This window comes from Weissella soli, assembly GCF_001761545.1.
Taxonomy (GTDB): Bacteria; Bacillota; Bacilli; order Lactobacillales; family Lactobacillaceae; genus Weissella; species Weissella soli.
Window position 1 is genome coordinate 467743 of record NZ_CP017326.1, and the last position, 20024, is coordinate 487766.

Sequence of the window (20024 nt, forward strand, 5' to 3'; positions counted from 1 at the left end):
CATTTCGTCATGGTTTGTGAAAACAATTGTTTGCGTATTGTAATACCACTGTTATTCAAAATTGGTATGATTGCGTCATGGAATTTTGTCTGATATTTATCGACAAAACAAGTAGCTGGAAGTTGGTTAGCAAATGATGTTTTCAGAAGATATTTGGCATCATCCTCAAGTACAGCGATTAACACTAAAAGGTCAGGTAAAGATACATATGAATGCAAAGAAAATGGTCGGTTTAGCAGTAGCAGCAGCGGGGGTTTCAGTCCCCTTCTTTGGAGGCCAAGCCTCAGCTGATGATTCATCATTCCGTGACAAGTCAGTCGATAACGCTAAGAACGTGAAGGCAGCCTCAAACAAGGTGCCTACATACACGATTCAAAGTGGTGACACGTTGAATTCAATTTCAGAAGCCACTGGCGTATCCGTGACAGACTTGCAAGCATATAATGACTTGTCATCTTCTGACTTGATTGTGTCAGGTTCAGAGTTGAAGTTGGCTGGATCAAAGACTACAACCACTAGCTCAGCTGCCGATGAAACAACTTCTGCTGCGGCGACAAGCGATTCAAGCACGGCGACGACCGCGACATCAACCACGACGACAGCAAGCACTAGTTCTTCTGTTCAAACTTCAGCCGATGCTACTTTGGCAGCCCTTAACGCGATGCGTAAGGCAGCTGGGTTGAATGAATTGATCTGGGATAGTTCATTAGCAGCTACAGCGACATCACGAGCAGCTTTGACGGCAGCTTCAGGTGTACCTAGTGACCACTGGAGCACTTCAGGTGAAGTGATCTCAATCGGGTTCGCTGCTGGTGCCACAGTCGTTTCAGCTTGGTACAACGAAACGAATATGACTTCATCAACTGGTACGGGTCATCGTGACTGGGAAATGAATAGTAGCTACACCCATGTTGGGTTTGGCTACGTTAATGGCGTTATCGTTGGTGAGGCTTACTAAACCAAAATAAATAAGGCTCAGCCGTTATCTCATCAAGAGAGGTATGTGCTGAGTCTTTTTATGTGTTCGAGGGCGATTTGAAAAAGGATAACTCGGATCATCTAATAGAACAGTTGAGAATTCAGGAGAGAAATCATGATTATTAAACATGCCATTTTGCATATTTTGGATAAAGATCAAGGTCAATTGATCGCCTCACAAGCAGAAATGGATATTAACCAGAGTGGTATTCATGAATATTTTGAAAAAATTATTGAAAAATTCAATCAGGGTGATTTCAAAACAGGCCAATTACAGGGTGATGACTACTTGGCAGCGGTGCTTGATGATGGTAATGGGCTGACTTTTGCTGAGAAAACAACCCGTTTAGCTGAAAAGCTATATGACGTGATTCAAGCGCAAACTGAAATTCCAGCCGGTGATATGCTCACACTGGAATTTGCTGAGGGCCAGGCTGACTTTTTTGCTATGTTTAAAGTCAATTTTGCGCCACGCTATTCACACATGGTTGATTATCAAGCAGACGCGATGGTTAATCAATTAGTGTTAAATCAAGCCATTTTGCCAGGAGCGGGTACAACACCCGAAGAAGGCATTATCGTCAATTTAATGACTGGTGCTTATCGCTTGATCGAGAAACAATATCGGGTTGACGGTCACCGGACAAACTATTTTTCAGAACGTTTTTTGGAGATGGTACCTTTGACCAGTGTGAAAGGAAATCTGCAAGGGGTGAAGCAAGCCGTTAAACACATTGCGAATAAATTTGATATTCCAGAGTTCGAAGCTTTAGCGACAACGCAAGCAACGATTTTTCAAAGCGTGTCAGAATTTAGTAAGATCGACACCGACGAAATCGCCGAAGCCGTCTTTAAGGATAATGTGACAGCGAAGGAAGCCTACCACGAATCTTTGCAAAACCGGGCGATTAATCATGAAATCAAGGTCGATAATTCAGAACGCTACCAAAAGAAATACAGCGTCCAAAAGTTCAAGTTGGCTTCAGGAATTGAGATTTCTATCCCCATGGCTGCCTATCAAGACCGTGATCAAGTGGAATTTGCGAATCATCCTGATGGCAAGCTGACGTTGATGATTAAAAATATCGATGGGATTGACAGTAAATTCAACGCTTAGGTAATGCTTGCAGCGCGAGGCGGTGGGCGCCCTGGTTTGATTTTTCAGGAACCCATTGGGTGATGATTAATTTAAACGGGGCGGTCACGGTGGTGAGTTGTGCTAGTAAGGTGGCATAATGGCCAGTATAATCCTTGCCAAGACTATCTGAAACGAGTCGGGAATCGGTGTAAAAAAAGATGGTGTCATCAAAGGCTGCATGCTCATGCAGAAATTCGAATCCCCGGATGGCTGCCAAAAATTCAGCTTCATGGTTGGTCAGATGGTCACCAAGAAAGACTGAGAATTGGTGCTGTTGCCCGTCGAGAACTGCGACCACACCAGCTGCACTGGCGCCCGTTTCATAGCGCGTGGCAGCATCAGTGAATAATTTGATTAACATAGACTTGGCTCCAATCTGGTATACTTTTAAATTAAGAGTAGCATAATGCATTAAAAAAGGAGACACTAACATGAAAGGCTTTTATCAACCAGCTGGCGTCGTGGGACTTGTCGGATGGGCGTGGATCTTAATGATTGCCCTTTTTTCATTAATTATGCAGTTGGAAGTGACCCACTTTAATGTTTGGACGGGGGGGTCATTGATTGTTTTTTTGGTGGTTGCAGGATTTGCGATTTTCCGGCGCCGCGTTGAAATCGATGACGCAGGGTTTGCCCATTTTACGCAACTTTTCAGTCCCCAACGTTTGTCAGTGCGTATCACTGGCTTACATCAGGTTCAATTCACGAAAAATGCCATTCTCTTCCAATACAATGGTGATCATTATTACTTTAAACTATCAAAGGCAATTTATGCCGAATTGAAACAACGAATTGAGGACACAAACGCGTGATTGAAACATTTATAGTAACAGAAAATACCGGACGCTTGGATAAGGTCATCGCCGATGCCTTACCAGACTATTCACGTTCACAAGTGAAGGACTGGATTGACCATGAATTGGTTACGGTCAATGGCATGGTGAAAAAAGCCAAGTACCAAGCAAAGACTGGCGAAGAAATTGTTGTGACGATTCCGGCACCGGTTGAAGTAGATATTCAGCCAGAAGATATTCCTTTGGATATCGTCTATGAAGATGCGGATTTATTAGTGGTCAACAAGCCTCAGGGGATGGTTGTCCATCCCGCCGCGGGCCATGAAAGTGGGACGTTAGTGAATGCTTTGATGTTCCATACGCCACTATCAACCATTAATGGTGAATTCCGGCCGGGCATCGTGCACCGGATTGACAAGGATACGTCTGGTCTACTGATGGTCGCCAAAAATGATAAAGCCCATGAAGCTTTGTCGGCACAACTGAAAGAAAAAAAGAATTTGCGGCTTTACTATGCCTTAGTGCATGGTGAATTCAAGGAAAATGAAGGCACGATCAAAGCACCCATTGGCCGTTCGAATGCTGACCGCAAGAAACAAGCTGTGATCAAGGGTGGGCGTGATGCAGTGACCCATTTCAAGGTTATGAAGCGTTATGTGGGGTATACCTTATTGGAAGTCCGATTGGAGACTGGCCGGACACACCAAATTCGGGTGCACATGGCCTACATTGGCCATCCGGTTGCTGGAGATCCATTATACGGTCCTAAGAAATCCGTATCGGCAACTGGTCAATATTTGCATGCGGCTACGCTTGGGCTAACTCAGCCAACGACTGGCGAAGACTTGACTTTTGAAGCACCATTGCCAGCCAACTTTGAAAAGTTCTTGTCAGAATTAGAGCCCTACGCAGAGATTGAAAAGTAAGCAACCTCCCGGAGTGATCCTGGTTGTTTAACGCCAGTTGCAGCGCATTTTTTACGGCGTCGTGGGCGATGAACGTGCCACCATGGCGGTAGTTTGCCAAGATCGGTGCGTAGTTGACAGAAGTAGAGTGTGTTCTGCTAGATTTTTTGATAAAATAGTACCCAGGGGGCGCTTTCTTAATGACGTACAGAGATACGTCAAGAAGGCAACGAATGAGTCAGTCAAACTCGACGTTGTCTATCAGATGGCGCCGAGTTTATTAATTTAATGAGGATATTAAAAATGGCTACTAAAGAAATTGTTGATGCAATGGCAATGCAACGGGCATTGACCCGAATTACTTATGAAATTATTGAAAAAAACAAGGGTGTCGGTAATCTTGTGATTGTCGGCATTAAAACGCGTGGTGTGTATATCGCACGTCGGATTGCGGAGCGTTTGCAACAACTGGAAAATGCCGAAATCCCTGTCGCTGAATTAGATATTTCAACCTATCGTGACGACAATAAAGAACGCCATGTGGCCGATATCACTGACTTAGGGGTGGAACTAGATGACAAGCGGGTCGTCTTAGTAGATGATGTTTTGTTCACCGGTCGGACAATTCGGGCTGCTTTGGATGCGTTGATGGACCATGGCCGCCCAGCCGCCGTTAATTTGGCGGTGCTCGTTGATCGCGGTCATCGTGAGCTGCCAATTCGGGCTGATTTCGTCGGTAAGAACATTCCCACTGCAGCCTCAGAGCGGATTAGTGTGAAGGTTTCCGAAATTGATGGCGAAGATGCTGTCGAGATTAACTAGTTATTGGCTGATTAATCAACGACTAATCGAGAGAATTTAGTGTGCTGCTTCCAGCACTGATGAAAGGAGTGGTGGTTCGCCACTGAACATCATGACAAAACGATTTTTAATTTTACAAGATGGTTCGGTGTTTGCAGGGGAAGCCTTTGGAGCGCCTGCCACAACTTTTGGGGAGCTGGTCTTCCATACTGCGATGACTGGTTACCAAGAAGTGATTACCAATCCCATTTATCATAATCAAATGGTCATGTTTACCACACCAACGATTGGTGCGGTGGGGGTGAACCACATGGCTGATGAGGCCATTGTGCCAACGATTAAAGGGGTGATTGTCCGTGAAATTGCGGACATTTCAACGAATCGTTTACAACAAATGAGCTTGGATTCTTATCTACAAAGGCATAATATTCCAGGTTTGGCACGCATTGATACGCGGCAATTGGCACGCCATCTCCGTCAAACCGGCACGCAAAAAGCTAGTATTGTCGATGTGCCAGATGACCATGCCTTTGACCAATTACGGGCAATGGTGCTCACGACCCGGCAAGTGGCCCAAGTTTCAACCCCTAAGGCCTATGCTAACCCTGGTCGTGATGCGAACGTGGTGGTGATTGATTTTGGACTAAAAAATGGTATTTTGCGTCAATTAGGTGATTATGATGCCAATGTCACGGTTCTACCTTATGATGCCACGATGGAACAGATTACTAATTTGGATCCAGACGGGATTGTCTTGTCATCTGGTCCAGGTGATCCGCGCCAAATGAACCCTGATTTGATTAAAATGATCCGTGTTTTCCAAGCTGAAGTGCCATTATTTGGCATTGGGTTGGGGCATCAATTATTTGCCTTAGCCAATGGAGCGACCTTGGAACAGCTGCCAGTAGAACATCATGGGATGAATCATCCGATCCGCGAAAAAATTACGGGTCATTTGTTGTTTGCTAATCAAGGCGCCGGTTACGTGGTCGATCCAGCCAGTTTGACAGATACCTCGCTGATGGTCACGCACGTTGACTTGATGGATCAATCAATCCAAGGATTACGCCACCGTGATTACCCAGCGTTTAGTGTGCAATTCTTCCCAGATGCGGCACCTGGTCCATACGAGGCAACCAGTATTTTTATGGAATTCATGGAATTAGTGAACATGCGTAAGGAGGCCCGTTAAAATGAGCGAAAAAATATTAATCATTGGCGGGTCTGCCAATGATTTTGGGCGTGAAACTGAGAGTGATTTAGCCAGTTATCAGATGATTTCAATGTTGCGTAAACGCGGCCATGAGATCATTTTGGTCGATGATAATCCATACAGTTTCACCTTCGAACGCGATGATATCCAAGCCATTACCGCCACGTTAGATGCACCGACATTGGTCACCATCATCACTGAACATGAGATTACCGCAATCGTCGCATCCCTGGGTGGCTTAACGGCGATTCGCTTAAGTGCTGAAATCCAAGAATTAATGCAAGCAGACGCCCCTGAGATTTTAGGGTTGTCTTTGGCGGTGATGCAAGCTACCCAAAATTCAAAGGCCTTGCAAGAACATCTCGCAACCATCAACGAGCCCGTTGTGAAAACGCGGTTAGCTAATACAGTGGCTGAAGCCTTTGATGCGGCGCGTGAGTTTGGGTTCCCGGTTGTGATTCGGCCGGTTGCACCAATGGGTGAAACTTTGCGAATGCAAATTGATGATGCTGAATCACTGGAAGATGGTATTGAAACAGCGTTACACCGTTCATTAACCCATCAAGCAAATATTGATCAGAGTATTGCTGGTTATCGGGAAGTGGCCGTCGTCGCGATGCGTGATCGCCAAGATAATATGCTGATGATTGGTGGTGTTGAGGATCTGGATCCAGTCGGTATCCATTCGGCCGATTCGATCTCGATTACCCCGTTGCAGACTTTATCTGATCCGGCGATGCAAATCTTACGCCAGTCAACTTTCCGCATTTTACGTGGTTTTAATATTCGTGGGTTGACTGAAGTCCGATTCGCAGTGGAACCAAATACGCAAGAGTACGTCGTCACCCGGGTGACGCCCTACTTTGACCGCACTTCAAGTTTGTTGATGGTCGCGACTGGCTATCCAGTTATTCCAGTTTTGACGGGATTGCTGTTAGGTGAGACTTTGGATAAAGTGAAGATTCCATCGGTTTATGCTGAAAACACCGCCATGTTGGAGCCAACAATGGACCATATCGTGGTACGCTTCCCAGTGTTTAGTTTTGGGGAATTAGAGGCTGATTGGATTGTGACTGATCATCGCTTGGGCACCGTACAAAAGTCGGTCGGCGCGACAATCGGGGTTGGTCGCAGTCTAGAAGAGGCTTTGGAGAAAGCGATTCGGGCGGCGCACTTTAATAATCGTTCGTTTTCACCGACTGTCATGAATTCCTTATCAGAAGATGATTTGATTGAACAAATTATTCATCCGCGGGACAACCGTATCTTAGTTTTGATCGAGGCCTTACGTCGCGGTTATATGGTTGATGAACTAGCTGAGCTTACTAAAATTGATGCGTTCTACTTTTATAAGTTGCGCCGCATTATGGAACTAGAGCGTGATGTAAGTACGGCACCTTGGGATTTGGATACTTTAAAGGATGCCAAATACTATGGGTTAAGTGACGGTTTGATTGCTAAACTGTGGGATGACGAATATGAAAACATTCGGCGTTATCGTTGGGATAATAATGTGTTACCGACCTATAAAGCGTTTGAACCATCAGCTGGTGAATTTGAAGAATCTGTTTCTCAGTATTATTCGACTTTTGAATCGGAAAATGAAAGTGAACAGCTTAGCGATAAATCGGCCTTGGTGATCGGTACCGGTGCGTTCCGACTAGGCGATGGGGCGGCGGCCTCATTTGCCATGGCGTCAGTGGCCTCTGAATTACGGCGTCTTAATGTGCCCACGATTGTGATGAATAACAATCCGCACGATTTGTTGTTTATCCCACAGATCGCCGACAAGCACTACTTTGAACCATTGGAGATTTCCGATGTGATGAATGTGATTGAGATTGAGCGCCCATACCATATCTTTGTGCCAGGTAATCGTATCAAGTTGATTACTAGCCTGCGTCAACTTGGGTTACGTGTCCATGTGATCCCTAAGTCCAAATATCTACCCGCAAGCGTCGAGTACGATGAAACGCAAACCATTATTAATTACTTCTTTAATGGGGAACGGCTCTATGTGTTGGCCGTGACACAGCATGATAATGAAGGCATTCAGATTGATCATAACGTGTTAACTGAGTCATTAGTTGATAGCTTGCCAACACCTGAGTTGGCAGTGCTGTCACCTGGCCTTTATCAATTAGTCACGGATCACTTGCCGATTACTGAAGCAGTGACGGCAGACGATATTCGACCAATGCCTTTTACCCATGTGGCGTTTTTGTCGAAGGTCACGGGAATCAATTGGTTACGGATGGTCGTGCGCTACATGCTGCATGCCCAAACGTCGGCTGACGAACACATTTTGACCCACTGGGATGAACAGGATTGGTTGATGGATACTGCACGGTTACGTTATGTTGACCCGGATTACGCTGAGCATCTGAACATCAAGGATGTCGTCGATAATGGTCGGTTTGCAATGGGGGCAACGCTTAAAAAGCTAGGTTAACGTGAAGCCCTGGTGCGTGCGATTTATAAAAATATGTGAAAGCTTTAATGTATTGGTCGATATTCACTGAAATTACTGATACAATAGACTTTGCTGAAAAATAGAAATGAGGTTTTTCCAATATGTGGAAGAAAGTACTAGGCTTTGTGGTAATCATTGCCGCTGCCGTCGGACTAGTCGTTTATGGAATGGGCGGTAACACAAAAAATGTTGCTGTCAGTGATTCTGGCTCAGTCTCTGAGGCAAGCTACTACAAAGAATTGAAGAAAACACCGGCCGGACAACAAGTTTTAGCCAATATGATTATCGAAAAGGTTTTGGCTAAGAAGTTTGGGGATGATGTCTCACAAAAGTCAATTGACAAGCAATATAACAAAGTCAAAAAGCAATATGGTAGTTCATTTGCAACCACTTTGACATCAAATGGGATGACGGAAGCTACTTTCCGTGACAGTTTGTATTTGCAGGCTTTGGAAGAAGCAGCGATGAAGGGAACGACGAAGTTCACGAACGCCGCTTTGAAGAAGGAATACAAAAATTACCATGCTAAGGTAAATATCTCAATCATTACAACTGATTCAGAGAGCGCTGCCAAGGATGTTATTGCTTCTTTGAAGAAGGGTAAGGACTTTGCTACCTTGGCTAAGAGTAAGTCTACTGACACGACTACTAAGTCAGCTGGTGGTAAGATGTCAGCCTTTGACTCAACGTCAACTACGGTGGATTCAACCGTGCAAAAGGCGGCCTTTAAGTTGAAGAAGGGTGAGTACACAACGACCCCTGTCAAGGTCACTTCATCATCAACTGGCACAACGACTTACTACGTAATCAAGATGAACTCACTTGATAAGAAGAAGTCATTTGCAGCGATGAAGGAGAAGTTGAAGAACATTATTGTGACTGATAAGATGAGCGACACGACAACTGTTCAAGCCATGGTTGGTGATCAATTAAACAAGGCCAAGGTGACAATTAAGGACAGCGATCTGAAGTCAATCTTGTCAACGTACTATGAAGCAGCTGAAAGTGCTAAGTCATCTTCATCATCAAGTAAGTAATCGATTAGGAAGATTCTTCAACAAATGTTACTGAGTTATAAAGTACTGAAAAGCACCTTACAAAGTTTTTGTAAGGTGCTTTTCAGTACTTTATTTTTTCAACTTATAGATTGAAATTAAGAGAAATGACGATTTCGTTAATAAATTTTATTAAGTTATTACGAGGCCGTGTGTCTAATTATGGGTACTGATTTGATATAACGTGAGAACACATAAACCTTGTGTTTGCTATAATGTAAGCGTAACCAAATTATAGATTAAGGATCCTAAATTAAAATTATGAGTTACATTTATGAGGAAATTAAACACATTACAGCAGTCGCAATTAATGTTTTTATCGCTTCAATCAACCATTCAAATTATCATTGGCATAATGATTATGAAGTTATGTTAGTGCTCGACGGGAGCGTTCGGTTAAGTTGCAAAAATCAGACAACTCTATGTTCGGCTGGAGATATTGCTTTAGTTAATTCACAGGAAGTACATGAGCTCATTGGTGAAGGTCAAGATAATTTGTGTCTCTTTGTACAAATTGATCGACAATTAATGAGTAATCCAAGTCACCCTGATGCACAGTATTATTTTTATCTGAATAGTGCAAGTGAAAGTTACGAACCTAAAGAAGGTTATGATGTTTTTCGACATACACTGGCAGAAATTGGATTGTTTGCAAAAAAAGAAGATCCAGGATCGCGACATTTATTGCAAGCAAATCTACACCTTTTTTTGGCAGAACTCTACAAAAACTGTATTTATGATGTTCACCCTAACAGTAATGTAGCGGTCGATCAAGAAGATCTTAAGCTATTAACTTTAGTTTTGGACTATGTTCAACTACACTTTTCATCAAAAAATATTCATCAAGATATTTGTGAAGATTTAGGTGTTTCAGATAAAACTCTCTACCGGTTTTTGAAAAAATACTTGGGATTTTCATTAAAAGATCTCGTATTGAAAAATCGAATTGACCATGCTAAATATCTACTTAAATTTGAAGATAGGCCAATAGGTTATATTGTTTCAGCTTGTGGATTTGGCAGCGATAAATCATTTTACCGTGCATTTAAAAAAGAAGTTGGCATGACACCCGCGACTTTTAAACAATCGGATAAAATTATCGAAAAAACCTCTTCGGTTAAAAATTATTTTTCTACAGATTTGGGTAAAGCAATGCGACTATTACGAGAATGGGATTGAAGACCGATCAAAATGTTGCATCTATCATAGAAATTGAGGATCGTAGGATGAAGGTAACAAGAGAATATCGCTTGAGTTTAACAGACAAAGCTCAGGCTATCGTTGACAAGCTTAGCTTAGAAGAAAAAGTTTCTTTGATGAGTGGGAAAGTAGACATTGAGTCGCTGATGGCTGAGGAAGCTCGCAATCCAAATGTGCATTACAATTATATTCCTTTTGGAGCAGGTGGTCTGCCTCAATTTGGTGTCGATGAAATGCTCTTCTGTGACGGCCCTAGAGGGGTTGTTAGTGGAACCGGACAATCGACTTGTTTTCCGGTATCAATGTTGCGCGGAGCTACTTTTGATCGAGAACTAGAAACCGCAATTGGACATGCTATCGGTCAAGAAACTAAAGCTTACGGGGGCAATTTATATGCTGGTGTGTGTATCAATTTACCCTATAACCCTGGATGGGGGCGTAGTCAAGAAACCTATGGTGAAGAAAGTTATCATTTAGGAGAAATGGGTAAGGCACTTACGGAAGGTGTTCAAGAAGAAAATGTAATGGCTTGCGTCAAACATTATGCCTTCAACCAAATGGAAATTTCACGTTTTAAAGTTAGTGTTGATACTGATAAGCGGACTGAAAGAGAAGTCTTTTTACCTCATTTTAAAAAGGTTATTGATGCTGGTGTCGCTTCAGTTATGAGCTCATATAATCTCTATGAGGGAGAAAAGGTGGGTCACCATAACTATTTGTTGAATGAGGTTTTAAAAGAAGAATGGAATTTTGATGGTTTTGTCATGAGTGATTTCTTCTTTGGTATTAATGATACTGTTGCAGCAGCAAACGGCGGTCAAGATATGGAAATGTGTGGCACTGAGTTTTTTGGCCCTCGCTTGGTCAACGCTGTGCGTGAGGGTCAAGTATCGGAAAGTAAAATTGATGATGCAGCGCTACGAATTGTGCGCACTATTTTGGCTTTTACTCAAAATGATGATAAAGCCTACGGAACTGATGTTTTAGCTAATCAAGAACATGTGGCTTTAGCCTTACAAGCTGCACGTGAAGGGATTACGTTGATTAAAAATCAAAATGTCCTACCCTTAGATAAAAAAACAGATAAAAAAATTCTTGTTCTAGGTAAACTAGCTGAGAAAGAAAATATTGGCGATCATGGTTCTAGTCGTGTATATCCACCATACGTGGTTACCCCGCTTCAAGGACTTAGCAAAGTATCACCTGAAAGTGAGTTGATCTACTATAGTGGTGAAGATCTAGCACATGCTAAAGAACTTGCAGAGAAGGCAGACGCAGTCATCTTTGTTGTGGGTTATAATTACGACGATGAAGGTGAATATATCACTGAAGATCAAGAAAATAATTATACAGGTGCAGTTGGTGGTGATCGGACTAAATCACTCGGGTTACATGAAGATGAAGTAGCATTACTTAAAGCAGTCGGACCGGTCAATACTAATAGCATAGCAGTTCTAATTGGCGGTAATATGATTATGATGGAAGACTGGAAAGATACAATTGGAGCTATTATGATGGCCTACTATCCAGGAATGGAAGGTGGCACTGCGATTGCAGAAATTATCTTTGGTGATGTGAATCCAAGTGGTAAATTACCATATGTGGTTCCTTTCCAGGAGTCCGATCTGCCACAAGTTAACTGGGATACTGAAAGTCAATGGTACGACTACTATCATGGCTATACTAAGCTTGAAAAGGAAGGCACCGTGCCCTCAGTTCCATACGGATTTGGTCTCTCATATACAACTTTTGAAACTAGTGCTGCAAGATTTGAGGTTAAGAATCAATCGATCGAAGCACAGGTTACAGTTACCAACACTGGGGATCGTTCCGGTGATGAAATTATTCAATGCTATATCGGTTTTGAAAATTCATCAGTGGATCGTCCAGTTAAAATATTGAGAGGTTTTGAACGAGTCAACTTAGCTCAGGGTGAAAGTAAAACGGTTGCAATCACGGTACCGTTCGAAGAATTGACATGGTTTAATCCTGATACTGATCAATTTGAATTAGAATATATGGAGTATACAGTGTATATCGGTACAAGCTCAGCTAATGATGACTTGCTTGCAGGAATTGTAAGTTTACAGGGAGAAAGTTACGATGTCTAATTTAAAATTAAAAATTGGTATCGTCAGTATGCTGGCACTAAACTTATCTAGTGTAGTCATTGGATCAGCGATTGTGGCGATCTCGCAGTCTTTCCCCCATACCCCGATTTCGACCATCCAGTTACTAAGCACATTACCTGGATTAGGTGTATTATTATCGACTTTGGTTGCGGGACAATTAGCGATGAAATTCTCCAAAAAATATCTGGTATTGTTAGGAGTAGCGTTGGTGACCATTGCAGGGATGTTACCAGCTGTATGGCATAGTTCAGTTATTGGACTTTTGGCATGTTCGGTGGTGCTGGGTGTTGGCCTTGGCTTTATTACAACAATTAATCCAATGTTAGTCTCGGAATACTTTAAAGGCGAGGAGCAATCTAGTATTCTTGGTATGGGAAACGGTGTGACTTCTTTGGTAGGTATGGTGCTGATTGCTGCGGGTGGTGCTTTAGGTGCGACACATTGGTATAACCTATATTGGGTATTTGGAATTGGAATTTTGGTTTTCTTAGTGGTGCTAATCTGTTTACCTAAAGATTTACCACAAACACAGACTGAAGAGAATATCGGTAAGACGTCTACCTTATCAATTATTAAGGCATTTAATCCTTCTATAATGATGATATTTGTCGCAGTTGCCATCATGGGAATCGCTTACACATCTTACCTTTCAAATTTATCGATCGTAGTCAATTCTAAAGGGCTTGGTGGTACGAGTCTTACCGGTATCGTCAGTTCAATTGGGACAATTGGCGGTATCATTGCTGGATTTGGCTTTAAATTCATTAGAAAAATGAGCAAGCCTAACACATTGGCTTTTGGGTTTATTTGTCTTTTAGTAGCGTTATTCTTAGGAGAATTTGCCACTAATGCCTTTATGTTAATCATCGCAGGTTTGCTGTCTAACATTAGTATGGTTACGATCACTTCAACAGCGCCGTTCTTGGCCGCGATGATTTCGGAACCTTATCAAATACCAATGGTCATGTCCATTTATAGCTTTATTAATGGGTTAGCATCAGCTTTAGCTCCAAAAATTATTAGTTTATTGGGCATCTCGGCTGGTGGTCATTCCTTTATATTTGCAGGTGGTTTGTGTGGCATAATGGCTGCTACTTTACTTATTAGTCAATTTGGTAAGAAAGCAGAGGGTGGTCAATTAGTATCAAAGTAATCCAAACTCGCGATGACTTTGAACGGCATACTTGTTCTGAGGAAACAACTATTTGACTAGCTGCTTTCTGACAGTCGATTAGAATCCTATGATGAATTTAAAAAACGAGTGCTCAAGTGGGGACACTCGTTTTTTAAACAATTTCTTTAGTAAATAGCCGTATGGTTTGTCCAAAAATATTTGTAAACTGCGTCACCTCGGTAAATGCGAGGCGTTTTAGGAGGGCGATTGAAGCAGCATTGTTTCCATCAACTTCAGCCGTTATCGTGGTTTGGTGGTAGGTCTGTAGCAAGGCAAGCAAAGCAACGGTCATGATACCTTGATGTCGCCAATCAGGGTGCAAGAAATAGCTGATGACATGCGTCGTTTCAAGCCTTTGACTATCGATATCTTCGTCGAGAAAAATGCCACCAACAATGGTGTTGTCCACACGAATGGCAACAGATGGGGTGGCTAAGTAATGGGTAAAGAGGGTGTGTAAATTACCAGTGACTTGTAAGGCTGTGTTGATGCTTTCCTCGCTCAGTAATTGGATAAAAATCGTTTCATTGGCTGGTTGCCAAGACCGTAATTCCATGGGGTATCTCCTCGAATATGATACAGCTAGCGTACCAAATTTAAGATAATCTGCCTATCTGTTTGACATTCTGTTGAAAGTCCAGTAATATCAATATTTGTAAATTAAATATGACATAGAGGTCGCGATCAACATGAGTAGGTTCTGGAGCTGGCAAGCTTTGAAGGAATCAAAAGGGGCGGTTGCCGAAATGAATGGCTTGGCAAAGTCATTTGTTGGTCTATCCGTGAATAACGTATGGACTGTCGCAGCAAAATTAGTCGGCTGCGGAGCGCTATCGACAAAACTAACGTACTTGATGAGTCCGTGGTCTGTTGTTTAGCAGGCTACGGATTTTTTTGTTCGTTCTGATAGACCTCTCTGGAAGGAGAATTGGTAATGTCACAAGAATCAAATGGATTAAGGCGTACGTTGAAAACACGACACCTCTCAATGATTGCTTTAGGTGGAACGATTGGAACGGGGTTATTCTTGTCATCAGGAGCGACGATCTCGCAAGCCGGACCGTTGGGCGCGTTAACCGCTTATGCAGTCATGGGTGCGATGGTGTTCTTTCTTATGACCAGCTTGGGTGAAATGGCGACCCATAACCCAGTCTCTGGTTCGTTTTCAGTCTACGCAGACAAGTATGTTGAACCGGCGTTTGGCTTTGCTATGGGTTGGAATTATTGGTTTAACTGGGCCATCACGGTTGCGGTTGAAGCAGCGACCGTCGGCGTGGTCATGCAATATTGGTGGCCATCTATTCCTGGTTGGATTTGGGCCGGCGCAGTGTTGCTCTTGATTACCTTGATCAACCTGTTCTCAGCACGGGCCTATGGTGAAACAGAATTCTGGATGGCCTTGATTAAGGTGATTGCGGTCATTTTGTTCATGATTGTCGGTGTGCTAACCATCCTTGGGATCATGGGTAACCAACCAGATGTGGCCAACAACTTATCCGCAGATGGTCACCATGGTTTCATTGGTGGTGCGGCTGGTATTTTGTCAGTGTTTATGGTCGCTGGTTTTTCATTCCAAGGAACTGAAATGGTTGGGATTACTGCTGGTGAATCAGAAACACCAGAAACCTCAGTACCAAAGGCAATCTCACAAGTGTTCTGGCGAATCTTGTTGTTCTACATCTTAGCCATTTTTATCATTGGCGCAATTATTAACTATAAGGATCCATCATTATTAAAGGCTTCAGAATCAAATGTGGCCGTGTCACCATTTACGCTGGTGTTTAAGCAAGCAGGGTTTGCCCTGGCTGCCTCAGTAATGAACGCGGTCATCTTGACCTCAGTCATCTCGTCAGCTAACTCAGGCGTCTACGCTTCATCACGGATGTTGTGGTCAATGGCGCAAAAGGGGATGGCACCAAAAATTTTTGGTAAGACCAATACTCGTACCGGTATTCCTGTACCGGCCTTATTGTTGACAGTGGCCGTTGGTTTGTTCTCATTCCTGACAAGTGTTTTGGGACCAGACATCTACTACTACTTAGTCGCTGCTTCAGGGTTGACCGGATTTATTGCTTGGATTGGGATTGCGGTATCACATTATCGTTTCCGCCGGGCTTGGATCAAGCAAGGACATAGTGTTTCAGAATTACGTTACCATGCTAAGTGGTTCCCATTTGGACCAATTTTGGCTTTGATTTTGTCATTCGTCGTTGTGATCGGACAAGATACCAGCTCATTTGCCGGTTCAATCACGCATTGGAACTGGGAAGCGATTATTACGACCTACATGTCAGTACCATTATTCTTAGTGTTGTACTTTAGTTACAAAATCAAGAATAAGAGTCGGGTACGTAAGTTGGAAGATATCGATTTGTCATCTTCACACTCTGACGTTGAATAAAAAATATCACAAGATTAGCGACGAGCACCTCGAATATTCGGGGTGCTTTTTGTTAGCTCTGACAAAAAATATTTGTAATACTCTAAAAAAGAGTATTACAAGTGAATTTTTCACATAAGTAAATTTATAAAAATTAATTGTATCCGCTTTCATTATTGTGGCAATGCGTTACAGGCTATAAAGCCTAATTTGACGGGGATTTTCGCTTGTGAAATACCGCATATTTTAATGACATTTTTGCAGAAAAACGTTACAATAGTGCTAGTTAGGTATGTTATTTACCGACAAAATAAAAGGAGATTTTTCAAATCATGAAGAAGACCAAGATTGTTTCAACACTTGGACCTGCATCAAGCGATGTAGAGACGATTGCCAAGTTGATCGACGCCGGCGCCAACGTTATGCGTTTTAACTTCTCACACGGAGACCACGAAGAGCACATGGGTCGTATGAACGCTGTGCACGAAGCTGAAAAGGTTACTGGCAAGCGTGTCGGAATCTTGTTGGACACGAAGGGGGCTGAAATCCGTACTACTGTTCAATCAACTGGTAAGATCGAATTTAACATTGGTGATGTTGTTCGCATCTCAATGGATGATTCTTTGGAAGGTACCAAAGAAAAGATTGCGGTGACTTACCCAGGATTGTACGACGACGTGAAGGTCGGCGGTCATGTTTTGTTTGACGACGGTAAGTTGGACATGGTCATCACTGAAAAGGATGACGCAACCAAGGAATTAGTTACTGAAGTTCAAAACCACGGTTTGTTGGGATCACGTAAGGGTGTTAACGCCCCTGGTGTTTCAATTAACTTGCCAGGTATCACTGAAAAGGATGCGGATGACATTCGTTTTGGTTTGACGCAAGGTATTAACTACATCGCTGCTTCATTCGTTCGTAAAGCCGAAGACGTGTTGGAAATTCGTGCCATCTTGGAAGAGACTGGTAACGAACATGTTCAAATCATCCCTAAGATCGAATCTCAAGAAGGTATCGACAACATGGATGCAATCTTGGCTGTTTCTGATGGTTTGATGGTTCCTCGTGGTGACATGGGTGTTGAAATTCCAGCAGAAAATGTTCCTTTGGTTCAAAAGGAAATGATTCGCAAGATGAACGCGGCTGGTAAGCCAGTGATCACTGCGACTGACATGTTGGACTCAATGCAAGAAAACCCACGTCCTACACGTGCCGAAGCTTCCGACGTTGCTAATGCTGTCTTTGATGGTACTGATGCAACGATGTTGTCAGGTGAATCAGCTAATGGTGATTACCCTGTCGAAGCCGTTGCAACGATGGCCCGTATCGATGAAAAGGCTGAATCAGCCTTAGCTTTGAACGGCCGTCACGTTGATAACTTTGATGCGTCAGACACGACTGAATCAGTCGCTGCAGCCGTTGCCGAAGCAACTAAGAACATTGATATCAAGGCCATTGTGGCTTCAACTAAGTCTGGTTACACAGCTAAGTTGATCTCAAAGTACCGTCCAAATGCTGATATTTTGGCATTGACGTACGATGAGAAGGTTGAAAAGGGCTTGATGCTGTACTGGGGTGTGCAACCAGTTATCGCTGAAGCACCAGCTGACACTGATGCCATGATCGCAGCCGCCAAGAATTTGGCAGTTGAAAAGGGCTTGGCAGTCAAGGGTGATAAGATCATCGTGGTCGCTGGTGTTGCGGAAGCCGCTGGTTCAACTAACTTGATGACAATCCAAACAATCGACTAAACTTACTAATCAGCGCTACCCATATTATGGTTGATATGCTGGCGTTATCGGTAAGATTATTGAAGAGACGTACGTTAAAAGCGTGCGTCTTTTTTTGTGGCGTCAACTGACATATCAGCTACTTTTGGCATCGTGCCCCAAAATCATAATTGGCAGACACAAGGTAAAAACGGGCGTTGCAAACGCTTACAAAATGAGTTATGATAAAACCATAAATTGGATTGTAACCACGGCGGTGGGCAAAACCAAACGATTAGCGCATGATTTTTTTGTGGTTCCACGAAAGATATTATGGCGATTGTTTGGTTTTTATTTTTGGCATGAACGATGGTTGGACGGCGCTAGTGAATGATGGTTCAATAGCATTCACTAGCTGAAGTTAGGTCACCAGTGCGGCTGGTGCCCACTTACCCGGTATACAATACCAATGGTGATAGTCGGTTAAGCGTGAAACGTCAATTGTATTAAATAAGGAGAAAACATGGCTTATAGTAAACAAATTCCAACTGGATTTCCCACCGATTTTCTATGGGGTGGTGCCACCTCGGCGAGTCAATTTGAAGGTGGTTGGAATTTAGATAATAAAGGGCTGACACAAGCGGAAGTCACACCAAAATCTGAAGATCGACGGATGAATATTGCCGAAGCCACGTTGGCTTCAATTGAAGCAGCGGTGGCAGATACAACCGATGCCCGTTATCCAAAACGGCGTGGTGTTGATTTTTACCATCGCTATGAGTCAGATATTGCGCTACTAGCAGAGCTTGGCCTTAAAGCATTTCGTTTATCGATTGCCTGGGCGCGTATCTTTCCAAAGGGCACCGAAAGTGAACCCAATGAAGCGGGCTTAGCCTTCTACGATAAGATTTTTGATACGCTAAATAAGTATGGTATCGAGCCGATCGTGACGTTATCACACTATGAAATGCCGATTAACTTAACGATTGAACGTAATGGTTGGTTCGATCGGAAAACAATCGAGGACTTCACACGCTACACTGAAGTTGTCTTCCAAAGGTATCATGACAAGGTCAACTATTGGATGACCTTTAATGAAATTAACGCTGCCCAATGGGGCTTCCATGCTACGGGTGCGGTTGATTTTGGCCTACCTGAAAATGAACAATTAAGCATTCGGTATCAAGCAATTCATCATCAGTTTGTCGCCAGTGCCATTGCGGTACAACAAATTCATGCACTCGATCCCGATGCAAAGATTGGGATGATGTTGGCTCGCATGCAAACCTATCCATTAACCCCTAATCCAGCAGATGTTCAGGCAGCGCAATTAGCCGATCAATTGAATCTATTTTTCGCCGATGTTCAGGTTCGTGGTGAATATCCAGAGTATATGAATCGTTATTTTGCGGCGCATGACATTGTGTTAGATTTTGCGCCGGAAGATGAGGCCACTTTAGCAGCGGGTAAAGTCGATTATATGAGCTTTAGCTATTACACTTCTAGTACGACTAGCGTGGATACCCATGATGTGACCGATGCAAATATGGCCATGGCGGGTGTGAATCCCTATCTGAAAGCGTCCGACTGGGGTTGGCAGATGGACCCAGTTGGCTTGCGGATTACTTTAAATGAATTATGGGATCGTTATCGCAAACCGTTATTCATTGTTGAAAATGGTCTTGGGGCCGTTGATGAATTGACCAGTGATGGTCAAATTCATGATGATTATCGTATCGACTATTTGCAACAACACATTGAACAAATGAAGGAAGCCATTATCGATGGTGTTGATCTGATGGGTTACACCATGTGGTCACCAATTGATCTGATTAGTTTTAGTACTTCAGAAATGAGCAAGCGCTATGGGGTCATTTACGTTGATCAAGATGATGATGGTCAGGGTACCCTTGATCGCATCAAGAAGGACTCCTTCTTCTGGTATCAAGATGTCATTAAAACAAATGGCGAAAATTTGTAAATTAGATATTGTAAGCGTTTACAAAGTGAGTTATAATAAGATTATAAACTTGGATTGTTACCATGATAGTGGGCAAAACCAAACGATGAGT

General features: G+C 43.0%; 16 protein-coding genes and 1 riboswitch. Of the genes, 14 read left to right on the forward strand and 2 right to left on the reverse strand.

The features are described from left to right. The first annotated feature begins 208 nt into the window (after window positions 1–208). Together WSWS_RS08305 and WSWS_RS02240 are read left to right on the forward strand one after the other, a co-directional pair. Entirely contained in the window at window positions 209–958 is a 750-nt protein-coding gene (locus tag WSWS_RS08305) for a CAP domain-containing protein (protein ID WP_070229732.1), read from the forward strand. 135 nt (window positions 959–1093) lie between these two features. After that, on the forward strand, window positions 1094–2095 hold the full coding sequence (locus WSWS_RS02240) for a nucleoid-associated protein (protein ID WP_070229733.1): 1002 nt from the start codon (window positions 1094–1096) through the stop codon (window positions 2093–2095). On the opposite strand, the gene WSWS_RS02245 is transcribed toward WSWS_RS02240, so the two are convergent. Then, a complete protein-coding gene (locus WSWS_RS02245) occupies window positions 2085–2477 on the reverse strand; it encodes a ribonuclease HI family protein (protein WP_070229734.1) in 393 nt (130 codons plus the stop codon). The genes WSWS_RS02240 and WSWS_RS02245 overlap by 11 nt on opposite strands. A 70-nt stretch (window positions 2478–2547) precedes the next feature. Here WSWS_RS02245 and WSWS_RS02250 point away from each other — a divergent pair, with 70 nt between their 5' ends. The 9 genes from WSWS_RS02250 (at window position 2548) to WSWS_RS02290 (ending at window position 13842) form a co-directional block, all read left to right on the forward strand. Further along, the gene (locus WSWS_RS02250) at window positions 2548–2928 is read left to right on the forward strand and encodes an EbsA family protein (RefSeq protein ID WP_070229735.1); all 381 of its coding nucleotides are present in this window, start codon (window positions 2548–2550) and stop codon (window positions 2926–2928) included. Beyond that, the gene (locus WSWS_RS02255) at window positions 2925–3836 is read left to right on the forward strand and encodes an RluA family pseudouridine synthase (RefSeq protein ID WP_070229736.1); all 912 of its coding nucleotides are present in this window, start codon (window positions 2925–2927) and stop codon (window positions 3834–3836) included. The genes WSWS_RS02250 and WSWS_RS02255 overlap by 4 nt, the downstream gene beginning before the upstream one ends. A gap of 282 nt (window positions 3837–4118) precedes the next feature. Next, the gene (pyrR, locus tag WSWS_RS02260) at window positions 4119–4637 is read left to right on the forward strand and encodes a bifunctional pyr operon transcriptional regulator/uracil phosphoribosyltransferase PyrR (protein WP_070229737.1); all 519 of its coding nucleotides are present in this window, start codon (window positions 4119–4121) and stop codon (window positions 4635–4637) included. Between the two features lie 91 nt (window positions 4638–4728). Beyond that, complete coding sequence (locus WSWS_RS02265) at window positions 4729–5808, forward strand: carbamoyl phosphate synthase small subunit (protein WP_070229738.1); 1080 nt, start codon at window positions 4729–4731, stop codon at window positions 5806–5808. A gap of 1 nt (window position 5809) precedes the next feature. After that, window positions 5810–8281: a carbamoyl phosphate synthase preATP-grasp domain-containing protein gene (locus tag WSWS_RS02270; RefSeq protein WP_070229739.1), complete on the forward strand. Its 2472-nt coding sequence runs from the start codon at window positions 5810–5812 to the stop codon at window positions 8279–8281. Window positions 8282–8403: 122 nt separating this feature from the next. After that, a complete protein-coding gene (locus tag WSWS_RS02275) occupies window positions 8404–9339 on the forward strand; it encodes a peptidylprolyl isomerase (RefSeq protein ID WP_070229740.1) in 936 nt (311 codons plus the stop codon). A 279-nt stretch (window positions 9340–9618) separates the two neighbouring features. Continuing rightward, on the forward strand, window positions 9619–10536 hold the full coding sequence (locus WSWS_RS02280) for an AraC family transcriptional regulator (RefSeq protein WP_070229741.1): 918 nt from the start codon (window positions 9619–9621) through the stop codon (window positions 10534–10536). 47 nt (window positions 10537–10583) lie between these two features. Further along, window positions 10584–12668 (forward strand): beta-glucosidase, encoded by a 2085-nt coding sequence (locus WSWS_RS02285; protein ID WP_070229742.1) that lies wholly within the window; start codon window positions 10584–10586, stop codon window positions 12666–12668. Then, a complete protein-coding gene (locus WSWS_RS02290; RefSeq protein ID WP_070229743.1) occupies window positions 12661–13842 on the forward strand; it encodes an MFS transporter in 1182 nt (393 codons plus the stop codon). The genes WSWS_RS02285 and WSWS_RS02290 overlap by 8 nt, the downstream gene beginning before the upstream one ends. Window positions 13843–13975: 133 nt before the next feature. Here WSWS_RS02290 and WSWS_RS02295 read toward each other — a convergent pair whose 3' ends face one another. Continuing rightward, on the reverse strand, window positions 13976–14419 hold the full coding sequence (locus tag WSWS_RS02295; protein ID WP_070229744.1) for a GNAT family N-acetyltransferase: 444 nt from the start codon (window positions 14417–14419) through the stop codon (window positions 13976–13978). A 108-nt stretch (window positions 14420–14527) separates the two neighbouring features. Continuing rightward, window positions 14528–14704, forward strand: a riboswitch (Lysine riboswitch). Between the two features lie 93 nt (window positions 14705–14797). Between WSWS_RS02295 and WSWS_RS02305 the strand changes: the two genes are divergently transcribed. The 3 genes from WSWS_RS02305 (at window position 14798) to WSWS_RS02320 (ending at window position 19933) form a co-directional block, all read left to right on the forward strand. Next, a complete protein-coding gene (locus WSWS_RS02305; protein WP_070229746.1) occupies window positions 14798–16264 on the forward strand; it encodes an amino acid permease in 1467 nt (488 codons plus the stop codon). Between the two features lie 311 nt (window positions 16265–16575). Beyond that, window positions 16576–17994 (forward strand): pyruvate kinase, encoded by a 1419-nt coding sequence (gene pyk, locus WSWS_RS02310; protein ID WP_070229747.1) that lies wholly within the window; start codon window positions 16576–16578, stop codon window positions 17992–17994. A 481-nt stretch (window positions 17995–18475) separates the two neighbouring features. Beyond that, a complete protein-coding gene (locus tag WSWS_RS02320) occupies window positions 18476–19933 on the forward strand; it encodes a glycoside hydrolase family 1 protein (protein WP_070229749.1) in 1458 nt (485 codons plus the stop codon). Window positions 19934–20024 lie beyond the last annotated feature (91 nt).

What these genes read in the sequence shown, in the direction of transcription:
- WSWS_RS02280 (WP_070229741.1), top strand. Translation starts at nt 9,619, where the DNA reads ATGAGTTACATTTATGAGGAAATTAAACACATTACAGCAGTCGCAATT.
- pyrR (WP_070229737.1), top strand. Translation starts at nt 4,119, where the DNA reads ATGGCTACTAAAGAAATTGTTGATGCAATGGCAATGCAACGGGCATTG.
- WSWS_RS02275 (WP_070229740.1), top strand. Translation starts at nt 8,404, where the DNA reads ATGTGGAAGAAAGTACTAGGCTTTGTGGTAATCATTGCCGCTGCCGTC.
- WSWS_RS02265 (WP_070229738.1), top strand. Translation starts at nt 4,729, where the DNA reads ATGACAAAACGATTTTTAATTTTACAAGATGGTTCGGTGTTTGCAGGG.
- pyk (WP_070229747.1), top strand. Translation starts at nt 16,576, where the DNA reads ATGAAGAAGACCAAGATTGTTTCAACACTTGGACCTGCATCAAGCGAT.
- WSWS_RS02320 (WP_070229749.1), top strand. Translation starts at nt 18,476, where the DNA reads ATGGCTTATAGTAAACAAATTCCAACTGGATTTCCCACCGATTTTCTA.
- WSWS_RS02290 (WP_070229743.1), top strand. Translation starts at nt 12,661, where the DNA reads ATGTCTAATTTAAAATTAAAAATTGGTATCGTCAGTATGCTGGCACTA.
- WSWS_RS02295 (WP_070229744.1), bottom strand. Translation starts at nt 14,419, where the DNA reads ATGGAATTACGGTCTTGGCAACCAGCCAATGAAACGATTTTTATCCAA.
- WSWS_RS02240 (WP_070229733.1), top strand. Translation starts at nt 1,094, where the DNA reads ATGATTATTAAACATGCCATTTTGCATATTTTGGATAAAGATCAAGGT.
- WSWS_RS02245 (WP_070229734.1), bottom strand. Translation starts at nt 2,477, where the DNA reads ATGTTAATCAAATTATTCACTGATGCTGCCACGCGCTATGAAACGGGC.
- WSWS_RS02285 (WP_070229742.1), top strand. Translation starts at nt 10,584, where the DNA reads ATGAAGGTAACAAGAGAATATCGCTTGAGTTTAACAGACAAAGCTCAG.
- WSWS_RS02270 (WP_070229739.1), top strand. Translation starts at nt 5,810, where the DNA reads ATGAGCGAAAAAATATTAATCATTGGCGGGTCTGCCAATGATTTTGGG.
- WSWS_RS02305 (WP_070229746.1), top strand. Translation starts at nt 14,798, where the DNA reads ATGTCACAAGAATCAAATGGATTAAGGCGTACGTTGAAAACACGACAC.
- WSWS_RS08305 (WP_070229732.1), top strand. Translation starts at nt 209, where the DNA reads ATGAATGCAAAGAAAATGGTCGGTTTAGCAGTAGCAGCAGCGGGGGTT.
- WSWS_RS02250 (WP_070229735.1), top strand. Translation starts at nt 2,548, where the DNA reads ATGAAAGGCTTTTATCAACCAGCTGGCGTCGTGGGACTTGTCGGATGG.